17 protein-coding genes and 1 pseudogene are annotated in these 22,969 nt (G+C 39.3%); 12 read left to right on the top strand and 6 right to left on the bottom strand.

All coding sequences use genetic code 11. The annotated features are described in order from the left end of the window. Positions 1 to 137 precede the first annotated feature (137 nt). The 4 genes from R7044_RS16660 to R7044_RS16645 are packed head-to-tail and all read left to right on the top strand — an operon-like array spanning position 138 to position 6,555. The gene (locus R7044_RS16660; RefSeq protein WP_017045489.1) at positions 138 to 2,279 is read left to right on the top strand and encodes a hypothetical protein; all 2,142 of its coding nucleotides are present in this window, start codon (positions 138 to 140) and stop codon (positions 2,277 to 2,279) included. Further along, positions 2,266 to 4,479, top strand: a complete 2,214-nt coding sequence (locus tag R7044_RS16655) for a hypothetical protein (RefSeq protein WP_222716729.1) — start codon at positions 2,266 to 2,268, stop codon at positions 4,477 to 4,479. Before R7044_RS16660 ends, R7044_RS16655 begins: the two co-directional genes overlap by 14 nt. Beyond that, positions 4,469 to 5,008 (top strand): hypothetical protein, encoded by a 540-nt coding sequence (locus tag R7044_RS16650; RefSeq protein WP_222716730.1) that lies wholly within the window; start codon positions 4,469 to 4,471, stop codon positions 5,006 to 5,008. Before R7044_RS16655 ends, R7044_RS16650 begins: the two co-directional genes overlap by 11 nt. Before the next feature lie 26 nt (positions 5,009 to 5,034). Next, a complete protein-coding gene (locus tag R7044_RS16645) occupies positions 5,035 to 6,555 on the top strand; it encodes a site-specific integrase (protein WP_222716731.1) in 1,521 nt (506 codons plus the stop codon). A 270-nt stretch (positions 6,556 to 6,825) separates the two neighbouring features. Here the strand turns inward: R7044_RS16645 and R7044_RS16640 are convergent, their stop codons facing one another. Both R7044_RS16640 and R7044_RS16635 read right to left on the bottom strand, forming a co-directional pair. Continuing rightward, the gene (locus R7044_RS16640) at positions 6,826 to 7,014 is read right to left on the bottom strand and encodes a hypothetical protein (protein ID WP_025621703.1); all 189 of its coding nucleotides are present in this window, start codon (positions 7,012 to 7,014) and stop codon (positions 6,826 to 6,828) included. A gap of 369 nt (positions 7,015 to 7,383) precedes the next feature. Beyond that, entirely contained in the window at positions 7,384 to 8,640 is a 1,257-nt protein-coding gene (locus tag R7044_RS16635; protein ID WP_222716732.1) for a chromosome partitioning protein ParB, read from the bottom strand. A gap of 148 nt (positions 8,641 to 8,788) precedes the next feature. On the opposite strand from R7044_RS16635, the gene R7044_RS16630 reads away from it, so the two are divergent. Further along, the gene (locus R7044_RS16630) at positions 8,789 to 9,949 is read left to right on the top strand and encodes a hypothetical protein (protein WP_222716756.1); all 1,161 of its coding nucleotides are present in this window, start codon (positions 8,789 to 8,791) and stop codon (positions 9,947 to 9,949) included. 196 nt (positions 9,950 to 10,145) lie between these two features. On the opposite strand, the gene R7044_RS16625 is transcribed toward R7044_RS16630, so the two are convergent. Both R7044_RS16625 and R7044_RS16620 read right to left on the bottom strand, forming a co-directional pair. After that, positions 10,146 to 11,033 carry an HNH endonuclease gene (locus R7044_RS16625; RefSeq protein ID WP_222716733.1) on the bottom strand — a complete coding sequence of 296 codons (888 nt, stop codon included), beginning with the start codon at positions 11,031 to 11,033 and terminating at the stop codon, positions 10,146 to 10,148. After that, complete coding sequence (locus R7044_RS16620; RefSeq protein ID WP_222716734.1) at positions 11,030 to 12,604, bottom strand: AAA family ATPase; 1,575 nt, start codon at positions 12,602 to 12,604, stop codon at positions 11,030 to 11,032. The genes R7044_RS16625 and R7044_RS16620 overlap by 4 nt, the downstream gene beginning before the upstream one ends. A 476-nt stretch (positions 12,605 to 13,080) precedes the next feature. Between R7044_RS16620 and R7044_RS16615 the strand changes: the two genes are divergently transcribed. From R7044_RS16615 to R7044_RS16590, 6 genes are all read left to right on the top strand, one after another. Continuing rightward, complete coding sequence (locus R7044_RS16615; RefSeq protein WP_222716735.1) at positions 13,081 to 13,908, top strand: metal-binding protein; 828 nt, start codon at positions 13,081 to 13,083, stop codon at positions 13,906 to 13,908. 428 nt (positions 13,909 to 14,336) lie between these two features. Then, a complete protein-coding gene (locus R7044_RS16610) occupies positions 14,337 to 14,579 on the top strand; it encodes a hypothetical protein (RefSeq protein ID WP_222716736.1) in 243 nt (80 codons plus the stop codon). A gap of 121 nt (positions 14,580 to 14,700) precedes the next feature. Then, a complete protein-coding gene (locus R7044_RS16605) occupies positions 14,701 to 15,423 on the top strand; it encodes an adenylate/guanylate cyclase domain-containing protein (RefSeq protein WP_222716737.1) in 723 nt (240 codons plus the stop codon). Beyond that, entirely contained in the window at positions 15,416 to 15,970 is a 555-nt protein-coding gene (locus R7044_RS16600) for a hypothetical protein (protein WP_222716738.1), read from the top strand. Before R7044_RS16605 ends, R7044_RS16600 begins: the two co-directional genes overlap by 8 nt. 51 nt (positions 15,971 to 16,021) lie before the next feature. Next, positions 16,022 to 16,804, top strand: a complete 783-nt coding sequence (locus R7044_RS16595; protein ID WP_222716739.1) for a hypothetical protein — start codon at positions 16,022 to 16,024, stop codon at positions 16,802 to 16,804. A gap of 264 nt (positions 16,805 to 17,068) precedes the next feature. Further along, entirely contained in the window at positions 17,069 to 18,385 is a 1,317-nt protein-coding gene (locus R7044_RS16590) for a DUF6602 domain-containing protein (protein ID WP_222716740.1), read from the top strand. A 153-nt stretch (positions 18,386 to 18,538) separates the two neighbouring features. Here the strand turns inward: R7044_RS16590 and R7044_RS16585 are convergent, their stop codons facing one another. Together R7044_RS16585 and R7044_RS16580 are read right to left on the bottom strand one after the other, a co-directional pair. Then, positions 18,539 to 20,353 (bottom strand): ATP-binding protein, encoded by a 1,815-nt coding sequence (locus tag R7044_RS16585; RefSeq protein ID WP_222716741.1) that lies wholly within the window; start codon positions 20,351 to 20,353, stop codon positions 18,539 to 18,541. Further along, a complete protein-coding gene (locus tag R7044_RS16580) occupies positions 20,350 to 21,489 on the bottom strand; it encodes an SIR2 family protein (protein WP_222716742.1) in 1,140 nt (379 codons plus the stop codon). The genes R7044_RS16585 and R7044_RS16580 overlap by 4 nt, the downstream gene beginning before the upstream one ends. A gap of 1,114 nt (positions 21,490 to 22,603) precedes the next feature. On the opposite strand from R7044_RS16580, the pseudogene R7044_RS16575 reads away from it, so the two are divergent. After that, positions 22,604 to 22,969, top strand: a pseudogene (locus R7044_RS16575) (SPFH/Band 7/PHB domain protein); the annotation flags it as partial.

Below are 22,969 nucleotides of genomic sequence, written 5' to 3'. Positions count from 1 at the left end.
GTTAGGTGTCAAATAGCACCTACCACTCTCACCACAAAAAGCCTTGCCATATAATCTATATGGTTTTTTTCTTGGAAATATCTCACATCTTCTACTAAATTTGACACATTACTATTTGACACGGCGATTAAATCAGAATGAGCCAGTTATGTGTTACAAACGTAGGCAAAAAATTCACCTTCAAAGCCGCCAACCCCAAGGGCGGAGATCTTACTCGATCTGTCGATGCTTCACCCACAGTCGTTGACGAATCGATCTTGATTCGTTATATGCAGGAGGTTGCCAAATTCAGCGGGCGATACAACACCATAGAAGGTCAATTTAAACTGATTGAAAATTTCGTATTTACATTTGTGGCCTATTTATCACACTCTCAAGCATCACTACCCACAGAAGTCAGGCACTGGCAGATTTTCCTACATGAATATTTTCGTCATTATCTATTAACCTCAACGAAAAAATTATCAACTAAGACGCATTGTTGGAACCACAGTATTAGCATCACGCTGGGGCACTTGCAGGAAAGCGGGTTAATTCCATTGGATGTCCAAGTTCCCAAAATACCTAGCAGGGCTGAGGCATCTAAGAGCAAAAACCAGCAACTATTAACAAAATTCAAACCTAAAAAAGCCGAGGAGCGGGTTTCCAAGCTTTTAGTAAATATCGACTATTCAAGAACTAATAGCGATTATCTCGATACTATATACAACGAACTGCTCGATAGCACACAGACCCTATTAAACGCCGCGCTACACTATTTTCATTGTTTAAAAGCTGATCATCAGTTCGGAAAAAACGCAGTAGAAGATTTAACAGATAGGGTTTTAGAGGACACCTTGGCGAAAGGTGGGCACCGTAGGTACACTGGTCGCCCTAAAGCCAATAAGCTCGGCAAAGTTCCCTCTATAATTAGTCAAGAGTTTTTCCATGACGGATATAGGTGGTTGTTAGCAAGGTTGCGATACTTATTGGACAGGGGAGATAATTGCTCGGTTATTAGTACCGAGCAATTATGCAATGACCCATATTTTCCACCTAATTCATCAAAGGTGTCCGCAAAAATCAGATATGCAGGAGAATATCTAAGAGGTTGTTCAGAGTTGCGCCCAGAACAAGCCGCACTTTTCCGATCAAATAAATTGCCCTATCGATTTCTTGGGATTTTATCTAGTCTCGACATGATAGCCCTCTCCATTATTTTGATACATGAACATCCCAGAATTAACCCCGATTCTATTCTGAATGCTAAACTAGAAAACAAATATGGGAACTCATATCTAAAAATCACAGATGACCAAGAATCTTTGTTATTTAGTGTTGACAAACCGAGGGCTACAGACCGCAAGGTGGTTGTGCTTACCGAAAAATCAAGAGAGGTAATTAAGTTCATTATACGTGCTACAGAGCCAGTAAGAAAATTAATGAAATCCTCAGGAAACAGCCATCATCAATTTCTATTTCTTGGGTATCAGCATGGAGCGAAGCTTGGGCCACTCAAGGGAAGTGCGAGTGTACTGTTGATTCCCTCGAAGGATAGCGGTGTAGTTTCCATGTCTGAACTCTATCCGGAACTAGCAGGTTACAACGTATCACTAAGTTCGCTACGAAATACAATGGGTGTGTTGCGTTGGTTTGAATGTGGCTCCATTAGGGAAATGGCGAAAACTCTAGGAAATACAGAACGAGTTACGCTAGAGAATTATATACCACCCGTGCTCTTAAAGATGTGGAATAACAGAATAATAAGGCGATTTCAGCAAACACTTATCATATTATCGGCATATGATGAAGACTATCTAATTGAGGTGTCTGATTTTCAATCTATGGCTGACTTATCGTATTTTATGGCACAAATATTTTTTTGCTCTGAAAGGGGGCGCAGCCCGATAGATTCATTGATAAACTTGAAATTAGGGGATAGATTTGCATTTATTTTTGGATGTGAAGATCAGACCGAAAATAGTAATGCAGTATTTAATTTGAGAATTGACCCTAAAACCTTGGCAGTTCTATATTGTTATTGCGACTTAGCTACCAAGCTAAACAATACTGAAAGAAATCTCATAGATCCCAATACAAATTTAGCACCTATACATTTCATCAACCTCAAACACATGATTGTACATATATGTGAATCTAAAAAGGAACAGGATGAAAGCTATGATATTAGTGCATTAAAAGAGTGCCATAAAACGGCAATTAATCTAAAAGATAGCCTTGAAAAAGAATTTAGTAAGTTCGGCTTAAAATCTGAGTGGACTCAAAATGGTTGCATCTAAAAAAAACGTATATCCGTTTAACACTGACACAACTGGTTATCAACTCGATGATGCTGATGAAATACAAGCCATATTAGAACATGCAAGAGACAGTGTTTTACCTTTTAGTGGTGAATACAAGGCAAGTTGGCTGTTAAATGATTTTGAGTCACCTATATGGTACACAACAAAGAGGGGAAAAGGTTCAATTATTGATGGTAAGGGTGTTGAAACTGATAATATTACTTGGAACGTGACATTGCCAAATGGTAACAATTTATGTGATGACAGATACAGAATACTTCTTGATAATATAAAAAAAACGTCATTTCTTTTCCGTAATGGTATTATAACGGGAAAAGTTATCGGTAACAGGCGATGGCATGATGTTACAGGGAGCTTATTAGTATTAGCAAAATTTCTGGTTTTATATGAAGACAGATATTTACCCCATAAGTATGGGTTTAATCTATTAGACCAGCAAGGATTAAATCAATTCAGTATAAACTATTCAAAAGGTGGGATAACCTTTGCTTTAGAATTACCTCAACGTGCGTTATTACTATTTTATCAATCTGCATTCAATTCAGAATGCCCACTCGAGGTATATTCCGCCATCCCAAACATCGATGAGGAATTGTGCAAAAGCATTTACTTGAAATTAAGGGAAACAAATTTAATGCGCCCCTTAAAGTCTGGTGAATTTAAGGGAGCACTAGTTTTTGATTTACAACGAATATCAAGTATTTTGAATTGTGATAAAGAATCAATGTCATCTGAGAGAATGCGAGCATTTCTTCGTCAGTTCGAGATTGAATTAAAAGAAAGTGAACTGCTAGTTAAATATAATATCAAATCAGACTACCATGGTCATCGAACTCCCCTACTAACTGATGCGCTAAATAACCCCTCAAACGAAAACTCTTTAGTCGCCATTACTGGTCACTTTGAGGTTCTGTTATTTGCACATAGACACTTGCCTGAAACCTCACCAAATCCATGTTACCTCAGCATTAATACCGCCCGAAAAGCGGCAATGAAATACACTAAGATTGATGGAAGAACTCCTTTATTGCCAATTGATATTGGATTGTCGTATATGAACGGGGCTATGAAACTAGTGTACAAATATGGTGAAAATTTAATTGACCTATATTTGGAATTCCTAGATAAATCATATAAACCATCAAAAATTAAAGATATAAATATTGAAGCCTCTATTATGCGAAAAAATAGACTCCTTTTTAATAGACTGAGCAGATTGGAAAAATATAGAGATTTATGTATAGAACTAAATTTGTCATATCCTCACACCTCTACATCTAAAACAAAAAATAAAAACACTTCAGAAGAATATGACCTATTTAGTTGCTTAGGTGACGTTATGGCTGCTAGTGCTATTCTCATTGCTATCATGAAACCATCACGAGATGATGAGATTATTAATCTAAAACGTGACTGTCTCTATCATGAACTCGGAGGTGGATACTATCTCAAACTTTACTTGGGTAAGAGTAATGTCGGGGAGGCTTATGAGGAAGTGATAAAACCGATACCATACATAACAGCTAAATCTATAGAGTTGTTACAGAAGCTAGGTAATGGCATCGATATTATTATGGGCACAGACACCTCTGATACACTTTTTTACGCTCCTTTATCTGGGCTTACTAATGTAGGCAGGGTTTCAAAAGGTGTATTAAACACAAAGCTTGATAATCTCGGTGATAAATTAAAAATCAGGTTGGACGAGCATAAAAGGCGGTGGTATGTAAGAGTCCATGAGATGCGAAAATTTTTTCTAATTCTACTTTTTTGGCATGGTAGGTTTAACGTACTTGATGCTGCGAGAGATATTGCAGGTCATGTAGACGCAGAACATATTTATAGATATGTTGAAGCAAACTTCCCTCGCACAGATCTTTGCGCCTTCGAAGCAGACTTTGCAATACACTGCCTGTCATCACAAGATCGATATGACGACTTCACTCACGTTGATGATTCATTTGAAGCGTTACGTGAGTTAGTATGCAAACATTTTGGTGTTTCAAGCCTAGAATTTATACATCAGAATGAATGGGAACAGTACGTGCGAGATCTTAGAAATGAAGATGGATTTTATCTAAAACCTCACTCTATCCAGTGTGAAACTGATGATGGTCAACTAGTGAGCTTTGAAATATCACTGATTTTTGGAGAGGCTATTTATAATGCGAAGTAATAGTATTAACAATGTTTATTCTCGTTACAAATATTTACTCGGAGGTATAGAGAACCCCTCCTCTATTCCCGAGTCTCATATAGCTTCATTGTCAGGACAACGAAATTTTGCAAAACTTTCTGTAAAGAATAAGTTTTCAGAAATATCACTCAACACAATGAAGGAGGCAGCAAATAAGTCTCTAAACGAACACTGCAAAGATGGAGATGGGTTTAAGTTTCTTAATGAACTTAGGGCAACACTGTACGAAAAAATAAAGTATAGGAAGAATGGAAAAACAGTTACTTCTAAGTTGAGTCGTTCGGAAAATAAACGAAAAGAATTAGAAGAAAGTTCAAATAAAACAGAGTTAATGAATTTATTGTTGACTAAGGCATATTCCGAACTTCTTGCCAATATAAAATCTCTTCAAGAGGATAAAATGGTTTCAGATAGAATTAATGCACGTATCGATAATATTATGCGTCGTCACAGGAAGGATTTTGGTGAGATTTTAGCAATTGGTATCAACACAAATACAGTTCACTAGTTTTATGTGATTGAAGGTGGCGAACAATGAAACCCAAACAACTCTATCGTTCTGTAAAGTCTGTAACAACAGATGATTCCAAAGCCACTCCTTCTGATATCTTGTACTCAAGATTTAGTGCGGTTGTCGAAGATTTTCCTTTTGTGAAATTTCCTGATGGTAAACCCTGCTTCGCAGTAAATTCCTATATTTTAGATATACAAACGGATGGAGTAGCACTAGGAACTCTGGAAGCTCATGCTAGGAACCTTACACATATAATTCGATACTGTCATGCTTATAATATTAATTTTAGCGCCTTAACTGATAATGACATTTTTAATCTTGCAGAACAATTATCAAGTGAACGAGATAATAATAAGCCTATAGTATTAAAACGTAACTCAAATACTATTATTAACATACTTCAAACAACTTTGAAATTTCTTGTTTGGTATCAGCAGCGGTTCCTAAATCGAGCATCTACCTTCTTAATTGGTGAAAAGGAGGATTGTGCGCAAATTACAGTAAAGATTAAAGTCAACCACAATAGAAAAAATGCATCTAGGAATCTCAAAAAATTCAAGAATAAGATATCTATATTAGAGTTTGACCGTTCAGGTTCACATTATCTATCTCACCGCGCTATACCCTCGTCGGTCAGCGTTGAACCGAGGACAGCAATCACAGAGAAACAAATACAAGAAATTGAAAAAATTATTGATCAAGCGTCCTCTAATTCGTTGAAGGGCATCCCAAGCAACCTTCAGGCTGTTACTAGCGAGTATCTGCGGTCTAGACGTATGTTTACTGTATTTCTTATGAAACGGACTGGATTAAGGCCCGGAGAGCTAATAGACATCGAACCTGAACAAGAAGTATTAGCATCAAAATCGCTTAATATTCCTACTTTAAAGCGGAAAAAGGAGCAAGCCCCAATCAGAAAATTTCCGTTTAAAATGATAGACAGCCTTAGATTTAAGCGTTACATATCCAGCCGAAAAGCTTTTGTCAGCGCCTTATCTGAATATTATCCGGACTATATAGACCCTAAAACCTTACTTCTAGGGGAACGTGGTCAGGCTATTAGCAAAAGTTCCATAACTAAGGACTTTGTTAGATTATCCAGTGCTGCTGGATTTGAAGATTCAAATCTATGTTTCAGAAAATTCCGAATTAGATTCATCACTCAACAGGTTGCCTCGCACCTTAAGCTGAAAATGCAGGAAACTGGTAGGTCACAGCAGTCATTCGAAGATGCTGATTATACAACTATTTTGAAGCGGATATCGGAACTAACAGGACACAAAGATCATGAAAGCCTATGGTTTTATGTTGAGTTAGGCTGGGAGCAACTCGGAATATGGACAAATATTGATAGAAACATTGAGCGACTAAACGCTGCTGATAATTTTTTTGATGAGATCATGGAGCTACGACACGATATAGCGAGGTTAAATGGTATGGCTAACGAGCAGGTTCTCGATTTCTGTTCTCAACGTTTGAGCCAGATAATGGGCGATTGTAAAAAACTTCTAGGTGATGATCTAGAGAATAACATTCTTTGACCGACTCAGAAGTAACGTCATTAACTTAATGGATTGGTTGCGGTTATCTTAAACAATGCAGTTTCCTGCACTTTGTAAAAAACTTCTTTCAATTGTGAGTTATTATACTCGCAGGCCGACAAGTACGCTCTAGTCGTGACTAACTAGCGGATGTGTAAGATCAAGTATGAGCTATAAACTAGAATACGTTGTGAGGCTTGCCGACTATTTGATGGCCAAAAGCTAAGCCCAAGCATCTTAGAAGGCTTTTCTCATGATTGGACGGGAAAATCAGTTGATGAAATCAGCCACTATTTTTAATAGCTCAGATGCAGGCTTTGCCGAGGTGGCAGTTTTGTAAACCATAACCTTATCGCCGTACTGGACGATAAGGTTTCCGGCATCACTTAATGTGACCGATGCGATTACCTTCTCTCCCATCTCGTCTTGTATTATGTGAAGTATGTCTTCCGAAGTCATGAAGTTAACCTCGTGGCATCAAAATATGCCCCTGAAAAGTAGCTACTGCCAACGATGAATATGTCGTATTTGATTGTTACCTCTCTGGCTAGATTTGTGTGATCTATCTTAGCTTTTAGGCAGTGCTTACATGTTATAAGCCATTGGCTCAAAATCTGGGATGACGTTTGGATAGTTAAGTCAAACTCTGCAAAATTCCCTTGTATCCTCACATTATCGACCGTAAACAAATGCAAAGCGTTTTTATCCAGCAGGCTCAGTTCTTGGACTAGCTCTCTCATAGATTCCCCCTTACTTATCGAACGTCATCGTTACTCTCTAGAGTTAACAAGGCAGGCTTACGCTATGCCTGCCTAACCACCTTTATTGTTATTGTTTTATTTGGACATTGCTTTGTTTCTGAATTCGTTTTGGGGTAGGGCCTTTGGGTACGCATGGGACGGTAAATGGCTCGTTAATATTACCAGCAGCGGTAAGCGGAATTTTGTTCCCATTTTCATCTTTTTTATAGCGAGCAACTCGACGTACGGAAATCTTATTGCCTGCAATCGTAAGACCTAGATGTGCATTCCATCCTTTAAAGATCGCGGATAGTTTACAAAGAAGCGAATAAGATGTTGATTCGTGAACAATTGACTGAAGGTAATTCCTAACCTGATATTCGATATCCTCCTCAGAGCTAAGCCCTAATGAGGAGATTACACGAGTTAGATAAGTTTCGGGACAAAGAGGTAACTCTTTATACTCGCAAACAGATAGTTGTTTTTTGATTAGGTAGTGTGCGAACGCATAGATCGTTTCAGATGCTTGGCTTTCAAGTCGATGCTTTTTAAACACTTCTGAGATGAAATGAACCGAAAGAGCTAGTTCATTGTGCTCTTCCACATATGTAAGTATTTCTGCGGGTTGAAACGATGTTCCTTGCGTCCCACGAAAGGCAAATGGATTTCTAGTCATGTCAAACGCTTTGGCGAGCATGGCGACGCGAGAAAGTACTGAAGCGCTAACCGTCACACCTGCCATCTCTAAAACTTGTGCTCGTGAACGTATGTTTCCAACGTCGATATGTGCAAAACTCAAATCATCGGTAACGCCATAAGTTATAGGTGCTATAAAGCCTACACAAGCCTCGCACGAGGCCTCTAATCGATGATGACCGTTCAGGATCTCGCCTTCATTAGAGATGATTATTGGTTCGCCAGTGAGACACCACTCGCCTCGCCGCATCGACTCTGCATATTTTGTGACCTTGGTTTTGCTCAATCGTCGGTTTTTGTTTTTTTTATTTACCGTGCCGCGACTAGAAAACGTCAACATATCTCTCGCTAGCTGAGGACTAATGAAAATAGTGGCGTGTTTAAGCGTCGTTTGTATAGTCTTTACCCCAGCGTAGTACTTAGCGTTCTCTTTGAAAATTTCTTCTAGCTGAGTGGGGGAAAGTGTTTCGGTCGAGTTTTTGAGCAGACTGGTTGAACTGGCTAGATAGCTAGTTCGTTCACTTTCGTCAAAGTGACTGACTAGGCTGTTTACAATCGAGTTCTCTAGATCTGCATTTGAGATCTCATTGGTATCTCCGATACGTGGTTCTGTCATGTTTTTCATGCTTTGTTCTTCCTGTGGCAACATAGTGCGCAAGAGTACGAATTAGGTAGTATTCACAGAACATTATTGATCCGACGCGCTTGTCGGATCAAATTTTATTTGTAAATTAAACTGCGATAAACACGATGTTGGATATAAAGAATTGAAAGCCTTAGAACAAAAAATAACTGGCATGTTGCTTTCGACTAAGGGCAAAACTTGTAAAACTCTTATTACAGCCATGCCGATGGTTGCGATTGATGCCTATTTTTCCGCCGAGAATGTTAGATCAGAATTGAAGTGGATCATTGATGCAGCAACCAATGCAACAAACTTAGATAAAGTAAAAGCTATTCAAGCCGAGCTTGAGGAGCGTGTGGTCAAAGGCGAGGTTTTTGCACCACTATCTATCACGTTTGCTATTGAGGGGAAGCCTGTCTTGGATGGAACTTCTCGAAGTCTGTCATCTTTGACTTTCAATTCGAGCAGTACCCATATTGTTGGTAATGTACTGACCTTCGTGGCTATTTGCAGAATGTTAGGAATTAAGACTTTCTTATTTAGTTCAAGGTTAAGTGTGAAAGAAATCAATCAAAAAAGCCTCGCTCGGCAACGATTAGCAATGGAAGATGTTGAAGTTAGAGTTATTTTTGATGATGAGAAAGGGTTGAATACCGCAGATATCGTTCATTTATTTAAAAAAAGCTCGCTCTTCGACACAGCTCTAAATCTGCCTCATGTTAGTGAAGGTAATAGCTTGTCTGGAGAAAGTGACTTCCCATTGCGCCCATTTATTCTTCAGTTAATCAAAGAGACTGAGATCGAGTCTTATGGTGGTGTCAACTTTGATGCTAAACATGTAAAGGTGTCTGAGAGTACTATTACCACCCAATATGTTCTGTTTAAGTTGCTCGTTGGCGCGGTAGCCGGAGCTGGCACTCAAGAGTACAGCAAGATGCCTAAAGACATAACATTGGAATCGGGAGAGAGTTTAACATCAGTACTTGCATGTGGTTATATGAATAACATCTCAGCATTCATGAGAGGATGGCTGAAGCCTTTGAAAGAATCGTTCGTCAATAATCGCTCAGGGTATCAACTATCTCCTCAGGTTTGGCAAGCATTAGGACTAGTTATTCATAAACTTGTGACGGATGGTATGTCGCCTGACGTACTTGAAAATGCAGGGCGAGAGCTGGGGAACCTTGACTACAGCAAGCAGGCTAAGCATTGGGAAAACTGCCCTGTGATGGAGTTGGATGTTCAGGGGCGTATTTATAAAAATGCCGCAAACTCTACACGCCAGTTTAGGCTGGGTTTGCAGGAGTACTTCTTGAAAGTGATCGGGGAATGAAGCTTACCATTAATAATGGTAAGCTATTTTTCCTGTTTACCTAGTTCTTTCTCAGTCTTAATCCAGCAGAGAGCACAAGCACAGAATTGCCCACTTGTTAGTTAGAATAACAGCTCATATACCTTTTGCTAATGTGTATATACCTTACCAAAAATTACCCGGAAGTGCGTGCAACGTGAACAATTCAGGTTTACATTCATCTCTCAAAGAACGCGAGCGAGTTAGCTAAACACTGGTACATTACTTTTTTCCAATGATTAGGAAATTGACCTGAATTTATAATGGGTTGGAGATTAGCATTAACAAATGCATCTCTTATTGCTTGTGGTGTAGCATGCGCATTAAAGCTGAGTATTACATCTATAAACGCATTCCTTTGGTCGATTACTTCACTTAAGTGTTTGCCTGCCTCTAAGCGGTATCGGCTTGCTAGATCTAAACTATTGAAGTGGTTTTCAGCCCGATTTTTGTCTTCTAAGCTCCAAGCTGCTGGGCAACGGACGTAATAACGTAGTGCACCATCATCCTCATCAATGTACTCTGCAAACACCCATTGCTCTTGATAATAGATGTTTTTATCAACATATGGGTGAATGGCTTGATCATCTGCGCGAATTGCATAAGTCTGCCCTTTTTCCCCCATGTTACAGTCACGACACGAAGGCACTAGGTTAAGCGGCATAACTGAAAATTCAGGGAAATGAGCTTTGGGCAAAAAGTGGTCTAAGTTTTTCGTGTGACCAATATCGCCACAAAACGGGCAACGCTCTCCAGAAGATACTAGTAATGAATCGTAGTACTCTCTCGCAGGTTTGTCCTTATTTCTCAGGTTGTTTTCATATAAATTAATTAGCTTTGATTTAGTAAGGTGGCCAACGACTTGAGTCGTGTTGGTTAAAGGCTTAGTTTTAGGGTAAGTGTATAAATTCCCACCCATACTTAGTGTTCTATATTGCAGCTCTTTTGCTTGAAAGGTTGGAAATAATGAAATGAAGTTCTTACGAACATTTACTTGTTCCATTCCTTGAGAGCACTTAGTTAACATATCATTAAAAGATATATTAGGAAGACTTAGCTTTTTCATTGTAATTTTCCAGCTTCCCTATTTAAAACCATGGCCTTTAAGACGGTTCGACCTTCAAGCCCAATCTGCCCTTTGTATTCAGCCAAAATATCTTCATATGATGCACCTGAATCAACTGACTTAGTTAACAAAGAATGATAACCCGAATTGGCGACCTCGAGTGCAAACACTTCACGTGTCAATACGCCCAAGTTTTCTCCAAATGTTTCTATCTCTGGTCTCTCCGTGCTTATGACTTCTCTTGAACGTATAACTTTCCAAACACAGGACTTTGGTATTTCCTGAAGAACAACTGGGGAGTGTGTAGCAATTATTGCGACCCCATTTTTGATGTAAAGTAGATCGCTCAAAGTACGCAGAAATGCAGAGAGAAGAGGTGGGTGTAGGTGTCCTTCTGGCTCATCCAACAATACGAGTGACTTTTCACCTACCGTATCCACTAATCTAGTTATCGTAAATAGTACGATCGCATGCCCAGAACTCATACGACGTAAGTAGTTATGAATATCTTTGTAAAACAAAACGTTAAAATGTTCACTATCAACTTGAGCACTAGGGTAACTTTGCTTTAAATTTTGATACCTTGTATTAAGAATGCTTAACCCCATATTTTCGAAATTTTGGTCACTACTTAATTTGTTTATTGCTTCAAGCCAAATTGTTTTTTTATCTTCATTACGTAAACAACCTATTAACGCTGAAACGAAGTCTTTACGTAGGTCTTCTAGAGAATTAAGCTCGTCCTTGTTGCCTCTGTTCTTTAGGCCAATATAAAAATACTTCGTACCTTTCGCAGGGTCTGTCTGCTCTTGAGGTGGCGTAAATGGGTCAAAGGCACTAAAAGATACTGATATCAGAGAGCGGAAGTAACCATTAGGGATTCTGGACTCAAAAAAAGAGCTATCCTCGGTAAAGTAGCAGTTTCCATCGTTAGGGTTAGCTATTGCGTTGATCATCCCATTTAAGATAGTCGTTTTACCACACCCGTTTCGACCAATAAAAGCATGGATGTTAGTGCTTGGGATTGAACCTACTTTTACTTTAAAAGGTATTTTTAGGTCGCAAAAGCCTTCTAAGTTATTTCGTACAAAGTTGAAGTCGAAATCAGATAATTCAGCTAATCCAGCTAAAACTCTCGAAAACTGACCATGAACATCTGATAAAGTGATACCACGGAAAAGAGAAGTGTTTAAAACATCCTCATCTTCAATAACTTTTATCTTTTCTGGCTTATAAACGATATCTTCAAGAGCCTTTAAAATGGCTTCTTTAAGCGCAGTGCTTAGCTGGTTTAGTTTTTTATAGTAATTAACATCAGACCCTAACGAGAAATATTGCTCACCTAATACGGAAAACTGTTTACCCAGTGTTGTATGTGTACTTATCTCGGTAGTTTGCCCTTTAAAGGCTATTTTTACATTACCAATATCATGTTTTATTCCTTTCTCATCGTATACTGTCAGATAGAACATTGTGACAAAGGAGTAATCGTTCCAATGATCGATTGTCAGAAAGGCAGTGTTAACTGATTGAAAAGTATTTTCATTTCTACCAAGAACTACAAAATTCATCTCTAGATCCTACTTGTAAACTGTATTTACCTAAATTTTGGGGTTTGAGGATAACTGTTATTTCAAGAAGCGTTCGTCGATTTCTAGTGTACTTAGCGCGATTTAAAATTAGCGTACCAATCAATCACACATCTTAAATGCTCCTTAGCCTTTTGATTGCTTCCATAATGGAGAACGTAGATTAAAGCACATGTTCCACAATCATAATATGCAGCGTATTTAATAAGAAAGAAAAAGCTGATGTTGCTCAAGCAATTGGTATGGTTATGTAGGCTGTTCCGTTATCGACGTGACTCGAAGTTATGATGGCTGAAACAGTTTTGCCCCATTCGAAGCTACGTCTGAAACATCCCCCATTCTTGTAGTCCTTTAATTGAATTACTTTTCTTTATACCAGTAATGTATCAGTATGATTAAATGAACATTAATTGCCTAGTCTAGTCTGTAGGCTTTTATTCCTTGGAGTAAAAATTATAGTGGGTAAGTACAGTCAAAGTATTTCAAAGCGCTTCGCACATACCAAAATTACAAATGGGTATTGCTTAATCTGCGACTCTTATGGACGATTATCTTCAGATCATGTTCCGCCCAAAGGTGCGATAACAGTTACCAAAGTTGAGCAACGTCATATATGTGAAATGATAGGGACTGGCAGCTCTAAGGTGAAGGGAGTCCCTTCTCCTAATGGAAGCAAATTTAAGACAATTTGCCATCATTGTAATAATCATCACCTTGGCGCAAATGATGTTGAAGTTGCAAAAGTATACAAGTCATTGACAAATAAGATAAATAACTACTTCCGAAACGCAGGCACACTTTATCCTGTAATTGATACCGATGTAGATGCTGTGAAGTTTATAAGAGCGATGATTGGGCACATATTAGCTGCGACTTCAGTAGAAGAGTGCAAAGTAGAACCTCAAGAATCACCGTATTTCCAGCCATTGAAAGAGTTTGTTCTGGGAGATAATGATGCTATACAAGATACTCATGATATCTACTATTGGTTTTACCCCTTTAACAAGCACTTTAGTGCAAAGTTAGTCGCATTCTATAACAACGGACATATTGCTAACGTTAGTCTCCTTAGTTTTTTTCCTATCGCTTTTATGGTCACCAAAAAGAATGAAGGGACATATCCTGCCCATGCAAGGCAGTTACATCTGTCTGATAATAAGTTGTATTTAAACTTATCGTCCCTTGGGATTGAGTACGCTGAATTCCCATTTCATGAACTTAAAGGAAACCAAATGATGGCTTTAACTGACTTTCAAACTATAGTTAGTTACCCAATCGGTCAGTAAATCAAAGCTCACTAATTAATGGCTGTCATCATGTTTGAGCTAGCCCGTGTGGCTAGCTCAAATATGCCTCAAAGTTGAGTTAGAGGTCATGATATCAACGATTAGTATTTCTAACTTGAAGCACACATTAGCCTCTCTTTTTTTGTTCAATACTAGCCATTTTCTCCGTCAATTGCTCATTTCGCAGATACTCAAAACTTATGTAGTGGTGCTCTTTTAAACTGACATTCTTTCTTCATTTCGAGTCACCCCCTCACAACTGATTCTTCACTTTATAAGAACACTAACTTCTATCGAGCGGATTCCTGCTATTGATTTTTTTATCATTATCATGTTGATTTACAATATTTTATTTCTGGCATTGAAATCACAGAAATAGCCCCTACATAGTATATGGTCACTTAATAATCAGCCCTTTGGAGGGGTTTATGAATAAAAAAACCACATCCCAAAACTTGGCATCTAAGGCCGCTAAAACCCTTTCAGATCCCAAAGCATCAAAAATCAAGAAATCCTTGGCTGCGAGCGCGATGTCACAGGCAGACAAAGGCAAACAAACTGGGAAGGAGATGGAAACCAAAGCTTCTGCCATCCTCCAAAGTGACAAATACAGCGACGAAACTAAAGAGTTTGCTGCCTCTGTCCTCTCGCAATCCAATAAGAAACGCTAGGAGCCATATAATGACCATTTGTAACAATGCGCATAGGGAGTGGCCTTTTTTTGAGTCCCTACCCCACGACCAAGATGGTGTTCACGCCTCATACCGCACTCAAGACTAAGAGGGAAAATTAATGAAGGCGAGCTATAGTGCTTATGATTTCACCAAAAGCAGAGAGCGCATTGACGAAATCCTAAAAGGCGCAGACGCAAACTACAAAAACAAAGACTCAATACCTTCGCGTGATGACCTCACGTTTACTAACGGTTTCAACGTAAAGTGTTCAGCTCTTTTTGTTGATATTCGAGGCTCAAAAGCCATCAATGACAAGCATACTAGACCAGTACTAGCAAAGATTTACAAAACGTACATCTCTGAACTGGTCGCCATCATGAGAAATCACCCAAAAGTTAATGAGATTAGCATTGAAGGAGACTGTGTTTGGGGGATATTTGATACGCCATATCAAAGAGATATAGATGACGTTTTTGAAGTTGCCTTTCGTGTTTCCTCTTTGATTGATGTCCTGAACATTAAACTTAGAAAACGGAACTACTCTGAACTGACTGTTGGTATTGGTGCATCATATGGCAGTTCATTGTTAATCAAATCTGGTTACAAGGGCAGTGGTATCAACGAAGTCGTATGGCTTGGAACTCTAGTCAGTGAAGCAGCGAAACTTTGTGGCTATGGCAATAAAACTGGTGCTGATTACGAAATCATGGTGTCGGATGTATTCTATGACAACCTAAAGGAGTCGAACAAAAAGCTGCTAACAAAAAATTACAACCGTTCTTGCTACCATGGGAACGTTATTAGTATTGGCATGAATGAATGGGTAAAGAACAATGGATAGTAAGTCAGATTTCATTATGGCTGCCATTCAAGATTGCCAAGCAACGATTCGCGCTACTGATGTTAAGGTTGGTGCATTGTTAACTGGTTTACTTTTACCATTTTCAAAGATATCTCAGATATGGAACTATCTAGAGCAACTATCTACGCTCATAGAGCATAACGCCGTTACCTATCTCTTTTTTACCCTTTGGTTTCTAGCGATATGCTCACTTGTGAGGACAATCTCAGCAATAGATAATCCCTCAAGTCACATCGTAAATGAGAGTGCCTGTAAAGGTACTTTTTATAGTGGCGGGCTTTATCGTTTCGGATTTCTAGACTCACTTCTAAACAGAGAGTTCATCAAGGCTGACAAGGATATAGCAAGCTTTGCAGCAACATATCCTGACACGCCAGATGACATTGAGCTAGAGTTGTCGTTCGAGCATATGAAGCTGATTTATATTCGGGAGATTAAGTTACACAGATTGAACTTTTCTCTGAGGCTTTCTGCTATTTGGTTTGCAGTAGGCTTATGTGCATTTATCTACCTCAAATCTCAGTGATGTATTTAATTGATTTTATGTTTTTTTATGAATTTAGTCGGTAGGTAAAATATGCTTAAAGTTAGCGAAAAAAATGAGTTAAGAAAAATAATTGGCTCTAGTCTGGATCGAGCTGAAAAGCAGTGGCAGGAAGGAGGACACCTCCTAAAGGCAAATCGTACCATAGCGATTGACTCTATGTACGAAAGTGTCACAAACTCTGCTGAACCTTCAAAAATTCCGGGCCATGACATTGTTCGAGATGGAGAGACTGTTATTGATGAGTTCGTGGCTTTTGTTGCAGATATGAGGGACTCCAGCAAGCATCTGATGTGCGCTATCAGCCCGAAATATGCAGATGTCTCAGGGTTGCAAAGAGTCTACTATGAAACATCAGCACTACTTCCAGCTTTAGCTTATGCAGTTAGCAAGGAAGAAGGAAGTGTCACAGAATACTTGGGTGATGGCATTTTAGCCCTATTTCGAATAGATGCTGATTTAAGGGAGCAGGCTATATACGCGTCCCATAGAGCAGCCAAAAATGCGATAGGTGATGTAAGAGATCTTGTTAATGAGGCGTTATTCGAACGCTATCGACTTCCAGCAGTAGATATTGGAGTTGGGCTAGCCGTCAGTAAGACACTCGTTACATTGGTTGGTTTAGCACCCGACAAACAACCTAAAGCTTTTGGAGAGTGTGTATTTAGGGCAACAAAGTTATCTGATGGTAAAAATGAAGTCATTTGTGATGAAAACTTGAAAGCAATTTGGCCTTCGTCTAAAGGCGGAACGTTGAGGTTTTTAAGGAAAAGCGTTAAAAACATTGATGGTTACGTTATTGGAACCGCTGCTTAGCTCAACAACCTTGACTCGTTACTAATGCCATTAGTTGACCTACTTCAGCTAATGGTTAACTATGTACTCAGTTTACTATGGTAGTTAGATAGAATATGTCTGCACTTTGTGGATTCGACGGTCAATGCTCTGCTTATGTAACGTTAGGTTGCATCAGGCTTGCCCGTCGATTTCTGACGGATTGAAAGAGTTAAGCTGTGTATTTTACGGCTGACATCATCTGTCTAACGAGGCGTAATACGTTTCAGTCAGTTTGGTGACATAATGATAGAAAAAGCATCCGAGATATTGGAGCAATTTATAGCGACAGAGTCTCAGCTAGTTGAAGGCATTAAAATGCCTCATATGCCGACATTAGGTAGTGCATATGAAGAAATTACTCGTCAAGGAATCGACAGTAACTTTATTATCCCTAAGGGGCTAGATCTTAAGGTAGTCTCAGGCTTTATTTCTGTGGCTGGGGAAATGCTGCCTGAACAAATTGACTGTATGTTGGTTCATGGTGACGGTGAAAGGTATGGTTTAACGGAACAATATATTTATGATATCGAGCTGGTGCTATGTATTTTCGAAGTAAAGAAAACACTGAACAAAACGGATTTCAAAGACGCTTTTGAGCATCTAAACAAAATACGTCAAAAGTTTGCTCAGCTTTTTGAGAAAAAGTTAATAGAAGACGGTTACGAACCTGATTTAACTGCTGCGTCAAAACTTTTTTCGCAAATTACGGGAAAACCTGCACCAGAAAAGTATCACAACATACATGACTTAGAGCCTGAAGATGGCATCCTTTTTTATGCTCTTGTTCAAGAATGCTATGCACCTGCGAGTATCATTCACGGCTATGGAGGATATAAAACCGAATCTGGGCTGAGAAAAGCGTTTGTTGACATCCTTTCTGAGGAAAAGGACAGTAATGGTATTGGATTTGGAATACCTTCATTTCCTACGCTTGTAACCGCAAACAATTTTTGTTTGGTGAAAAATAACGGGTTCCCGTACATGGCTCTCAGAGGCGTGAACAATTGGATTGCTGTATCGTCTACTCGTCACAACCCTGCTTATATGATGCTAGAGATTATCTGGTCAAAAATATCATTGTATTTTGACGTTTCAATGCCATGGAAAGATACACTAGAAACAGAGAACCTTTCTCCATTGTTAACGGCTATTGCTCGTAAAGAAGGTGAACAAGTGGGTTGGTGGTACAGGACAAATGAGCCATCAGAAAAGCTGTTGCAACGCGAGGCGAAAGTTGAATGGACACCATCTTTTCTTAGTGAAGCTGCTATTACTCTAACAAATTTGATGTTAATCCGTGGCGGGCAATTTGATGTATCTGAAAGTTCATGTTGGCTAAAAGATAAATTTGGAGCAACTTTTGATGAAGTAACAGAAGAGCTATTATCTTCAGGTTACTTTATGGACGATAATGGTTTAATTCGACCTATTGAAACGGTAAGTTATATAGCCACATTTGACGATAATAGCGGTGTTATTGCAACCGATCGTAAATTACTAGACCTCTGGTTAGGTGAAAGAGAACAAGAATTTGTAATATCGGTATTTGCGTTCTTATAAACGTATAACAAACGGTCAAGGAATCAACATACTTTTTCCAATCTGATATAAACGTCCTAGAACATCAGGTCTAGGACGACTTTGTTCAGCTCCGTTTTTCGAAGTGTCGGATGAAATGAAAATGTAGACAACTAGGAAGAACCCTATACTAGACTAATTCAGAGGCCAAGTAGGCTCTTCTTCGGTTTTAACTGCCCAGAGGTTATCTAAAAGAACGTCATTACTGTCAGGTTTGCTGATATCGCTCAGCTCATCTACTTGAATCAGCATAGGTAAATCAAACGAAGTACCAGTGATTATACAAGAGCCTTTTGCTAAGTTCGGAATTAACGAGCGAGAGACAGAATCTAATGTACTTATGGTGTTATCCAGCAAGAACAAATCACGGTCGTTAACTAAACGATGGATAAAGAAATTATGCAATTGAGACATAATCGTTGCCGATATATCAGCAGGACGTTGACTCGATAACGTCAGGAAGATACCGAACTTGCGACCTTCCTTGATCAATTCTTCAAACAGCTCTAAACGATAGTCTTTCCAGTTGGCCTGTTCACGTACTGATTGCTGAGAAAGGATGTTATGTGCTTCATCAATGATTAGGTGCAGTGTCTTTTCTGGTGGGCTTTCCTTAACCTGTTTTTTGTGAGAATTGTAATAGTGCTTCGTAACAAGAAGTGGGATGATTTTCTTCACGTCTTGGTTGCAGTTGCGCAGTGAAATGACGGTTAGTGCCTGATCTTCATCTCCATCCTCTTCATCACTAGGTTTAACTTTAATTACTTTGGATAGTCCGTTGAGAGATGATTCCGCACGTTTTAGAAGCGGTTGAATGTGTTCAAATTGAACGGAGCCATACATAACATCCCAAATGAGTTTTAACTCACAGCGTAGTGTGAACTCTGCGAACGGAGATAATTCATCAAGAGTGATGTTGGACACGTATGGTTCAAGTATCTCGGTATACCGCTCTTGCGTATCGAAGAAAGCATTATGCATCGGTTCGTATTTGAATTTATTTTGTTTCGAATGCCAGATAATGTTTTCTAGCCTTGTTAATACACCTTGACCATTGATCGCTCCAACCACTCGTTTTAACAAGTCGAGAGTTTCTGGCTTCTGTGATGTTGATACAAAACAGAACCTAATCGTTTCTTTGATATAGCGTAACAAACTATTTGGAGAATCTTTATATTTTTCACGCCCTCTCAATACACTGCTTATAAAAGGTTTTTGTGTATTCGGAGTGGCTTGAAAAAGAATAGAAAGAGTCTCTGCGTTCCAAAATTCGTGATCTGCTAGCGGGAATTGATGTTTTGCTTTATCAGTGTTGAGGTCAATAACGTTTTTTTCAGAAGAAGAAACAATCTGATCTTTGGTGTACTCACCATTGAAATCAAGCAATACAAACTTACTGACAGGTTTGATTTGCTCATGCTTTTCATCGAACAAAGTAGTGAAGAGTTTCGTCAGAGTATTCGATTTACCGCTACCAGTGTTACCGAAAATACCAATGTGAGTATTAAACAGTTTTTGCCAAGGTAGAGATATTTCAATCCCTTCTTTTAACAATAATCCAATGCAGAAATCTGATTCAGCACTAGATGAGTAAACCGTTTTAAGGGTTTGCTCAGGTAAGAGGAATGCAGGGTCACGGATTAACGGTAAGAACTTGATGCCTTCAAAGAACTTTCCATTTTCAATGTAGCCAATCGGGCGAACATGCACTTTTCGGACGTACTCGATTCTATCGGTGTTCTCTTGGAAACGTGTTTCATCTAAGTACTCACCCTCAACGATACACACAATATCACGGAAACCACGCTGAATAGCAACGTACTCTCTGATAGAGATACCTTTGTAACGCTGACCTTCATAGAAAATGGTGTCTTTGTTCGATGTCTCATCAACGGTCAACGTAATTTGAATTCCATTTACCGCTGTTACCTCACCAATGAAGATGCTCATGCGTCATCCTCACCAAGTGTTAGGACGTGAGAATTGAAGTAAGAGAAATCTAATGCTTTGCCTTCTTCATGGACAATGTATTTGATGTTATTGAAGTCAGAGAAATATTTCTGCAACTCAGGGATCATGGTTTCTCTGTAGCAACAGATGTATACCTGTAGAGTAGGGTTTGCCAGTGAACGCTTAATCAAGTTCCTGATGTGCTCATCAGCAAAAGAGAATCCGAAAGTAATCAATACGCTATTTGGTTTTTCTAACTCGTAACTGAGGTGGCGCAGCATTTGGTAATAGTGTTCTTCAAATACTGTTTCGTGGAACTTCCATTTTGTAGGGTTCACGATAGGGAGTTGGTTGTATTCTTCGTAGAATTGGTGCTGAGTAAGATTAAACGTATTCTCGTGAGACTCGTCAATGTCGATGGAGTATAACGATTCTACGCTGTCTTTACCGCTTTCCAACATACCTTTGAAGTCGCTATAGTAAATGCTGTCAATTGAACGTTCAGAAACGATTTGCTCCGCAGATGAGTAGTCGACAAGGATAGAATCGTTGTGCTTACGCCAAAATGCTGAGCCGTGAAGATGAATAAGGTTGATTTGTCGTTGGACTTCTTTATTTCTGTCGAAGATACCTGATTCAGTAGTCATGCAATCGAAGTTACGAGCCTCAACAATTTTCTTATGGAAGCCCCGAGAACCGTCGTTGATGTTAAATCGAATGGATTTTTCTTCGTAGAGTTCATCTGCTGCATAGGCAAGGCAGGAGTCATAGTTCGTAGTAAAGAAATTAATCTTTCTGTCGTAACCCCGTTTTCTACGAAGTATTTCAAGGTTCAATTTCATGAACTTCTTATAATTATCAATTACTACTTGCTCTTTATCATCCAAGTGTGTGAAATCAACAGAACTAACAGGCTTGATGCATTCCTCGTAGTAGTACATGAACAGTAAGGCTTTGAGGTGTTCGGCTCCAGTCTTATCGAACTCAGTTGCTAACGTTTCAATGGTTTCCTTTTTGCCATCGGTCTTCATCTTTAACGCAAGCGTAGGGAATAGATCTGCTGATGCACCTGCACCAATCAAATAGTTTATGTTCTTGTCGTGTAGGTCGTTCAGATCGATTTTGGAAGTCGTCATGGGATCGAATGCTCAGCTAATTATTAAATTTGTTGATAAGCAACTGTTTTACAATTGAGATTATCGGGAAATGAAATGACGGTCAATTCCTGATAAGTAGTGACGATTTTATAGTGAGTGGGAAGGTAGGTCTTTTAGTTTGTTTATTAGGATTTTCCATAGTTGAGTTAATTTGAATTTTGCAAAGCCACTGACTCATTTATGTCCGTGCGACCTGAAGTCGTATGAAGCGCTGTTCACCGCTATATGAGTGCACCATCTGTATCACCAGATGACCCTAAGGCTCTGAATAAAGCAGCGAGCCTGACAATGTAACGAAGTTCAGTGAACCACTGAACGGGAACAGAATCGCGAGAAGATGTTCCTCCTGAAAACCACAATTTGGGTAAGTGCTAGGGTGTCAGCATGATGAATGAAAGTGAATCCATGTAAGATGCGTTATACGATGAAACAGCGGAAGTGGTTAATGCGCTGTGACCAAAAGGTACGAGAGTAGGAAGGAGGTTGGACAATACTCTTTCGTGATCGATACGCTCTCCGCATTATAGTGGGCATCTAAACTGATATTGCGTGACATACGGAACAGGGTAAGCCTGTATTGCTCCCTCTGGGAAAGCGGTCTGTGAAGACTGCCGATAGTTGTGCAGGTAGAGGATACTGGAGAAAGCGAATGCTGTATTGTAATGATGCAGATACAGACTTATGTCTGGCACGAAAGTGGGCCCACTTCCAGTTGGTCTCCCGTTGCAAGAAAACTTGAAGAACTTTATTTATGAAGAAACGCAAATGATGACTTCATTTGAAGTTAGTGCATCTTCTTACTGCGCTCTATGGTAATCCTGTAATTGGAAAGCTGTTGATTGCACGTATTAAAGCTTTGGGTGTGTATTGCAAAATCTGCCTTAATGGCAGGTGGGTAACTTAGTACGCCTTTGTGGAGGCTTGAGCCTTATGCAGTGAAAGTTGCACGTACGGTTCTAAGGAGGGCGGCACTCGGTAACGGGTGTCGCCTATCCGCCAAAACCTTGATAGAAATTGATTAGACTTTTTTGTCTTCCGACAACTCGTATGATTTAAGAAAATTTGACACGTTTTTATTAGATTCTGGAAAAGTAATAAGCGTGCGGAAATTCTTGAAGCAGAAGGAGTTCGCCAAGCTGAGATATTAAAGGCCGAAGGTCATAAACAATCAGAGATATTAAAAGCTGAAGGCGAAAAGCAGTCTGCTATTCTCCATGCAGAAGCACGTGAGCGTGCCGCGCAAGCAGAAGCAAAAGCGACTTACATGGTTTCCGAAGCCATTGCAAAAGGTGACATGCAAGCCGTCAATTACTTCATTGCACAGGGTTATACCGAAGCGATCAAGAGCATTGGTCAAGCCGAAAATGGTAAAATCATTATGCTTCCATTAGAAGCAACCGGACTAATGGGCTCGGTTGCAGGGATAGCAGAAATGTTTAAACAGCAAGGTAAAGAATAA

It is taken from the genome of Vibrio sp. 1402 (assembly GCF_033340275.1).
Note: the sequence above shows the minus strand (reverse complement) of the source record. Positions and strands in the feature narration are given on the sequence as shown.

Excerpts from the sequence above, each read along its gene's own strand:
- R7044_RS16660 (WP_017045489.1), top strand. The coding sequence starts at position 138 with ATGAGCCAGTTATGTGTTACAAACGTAGGCAAAAAATTCACCTTCAAA.
- R7044_RS16655 (WP_222716729.1), top strand. The coding sequence starts at position 2,266 with ATGGTTGCATCTAAAAAAAACGTATATCCGTTTAACACTGACACAACT.
- R7044_RS16650 (WP_222716730.1), top strand. The coding sequence starts at position 4,469 with ATGCGAAGTAATAGTATTAACAATGTTTATTCTCGTTACAAATATTTA.
- R7044_RS16645 (WP_222716731.1), top strand. The coding sequence starts at position 5,035 with ATGAAACCCAAACAACTCTATCGTTCTGTAAAGTCTGTAACAACAGAT.
- R7044_RS16640 (WP_025621703.1), bottom strand. The coding sequence starts at position 7,014 with ATGACTTCGGAAGACATACTTCACATAATACAAGACGAGATGGGAGAG.
- R7044_RS16635 (WP_222716732.1), bottom strand. The coding sequence starts at position 8,640 with ATGTTGCCACAGGAAGAACAAAGCATGAAAAACATGACAGAACCACGT.
- R7044_RS16630 (WP_222716756.1), top strand. The coding sequence starts at position 8,789 with ATGTTGCTTTCGACTAAGGGCAAAACTTGTAAAACTCTTATTACAGCC.
- R7044_RS16625 (WP_222716733.1), bottom strand. The coding sequence starts at position 11,033 with ATGAAAAAGCTAAGTCTTCCTAATATATCTTTTAATGATATGTTAACT.
- R7044_RS16620 (WP_222716734.1), bottom strand. The coding sequence starts at position 12,604 with ATGAATTTTGTAGTTCTTGGTAGAAATGAAAATACTTTTCAATCAGTT.
- R7044_RS16610 (WP_222716736.1), top strand. The coding sequence starts at position 14,337 with ATGAATAAAAAAACCACATCCCAAAACTTGGCATCTAAGGCCGCTAAA.
- R7044_RS16605 (WP_222716737.1), top strand. The coding sequence starts at position 14,701 with ATGAAGGCGAGCTATAGTGCTTATGATTTCACCAAAAGCAGAGAGCGC.
- R7044_RS16600 (WP_222716738.1), top strand. The coding sequence starts at position 15,416 with ATGGATAGTAAGTCAGATTTCATTATGGCTGCCATTCAAGATTGCCAA.
- R7044_RS16595 (WP_222716739.1), top strand. The coding sequence starts at position 16,022 with ATGCTTAAAGTTAGCGAAAAAAATGAGTTAAGAAAAATAATTGGCTCT.
- R7044_RS16590 (WP_222716740.1), top strand. The coding sequence starts at position 17,069 with ATGATAGAAAAAGCATCCGAGATATTGGAGCAATTTATAGCGACAGAG.
- R7044_RS16585 (WP_222716741.1), bottom strand. The coding sequence starts at position 20,353 with ATGAGCATCTTCATTGGTGAGGTAACAGCGGTAAATGGAATTCAAATT.
- R7044_RS16580 (WP_222716742.1), bottom strand. The coding sequence starts at position 21,489 with ATGACGACTTCCAAAATCGATCTGAACGACCTACACGACAAGAACATA.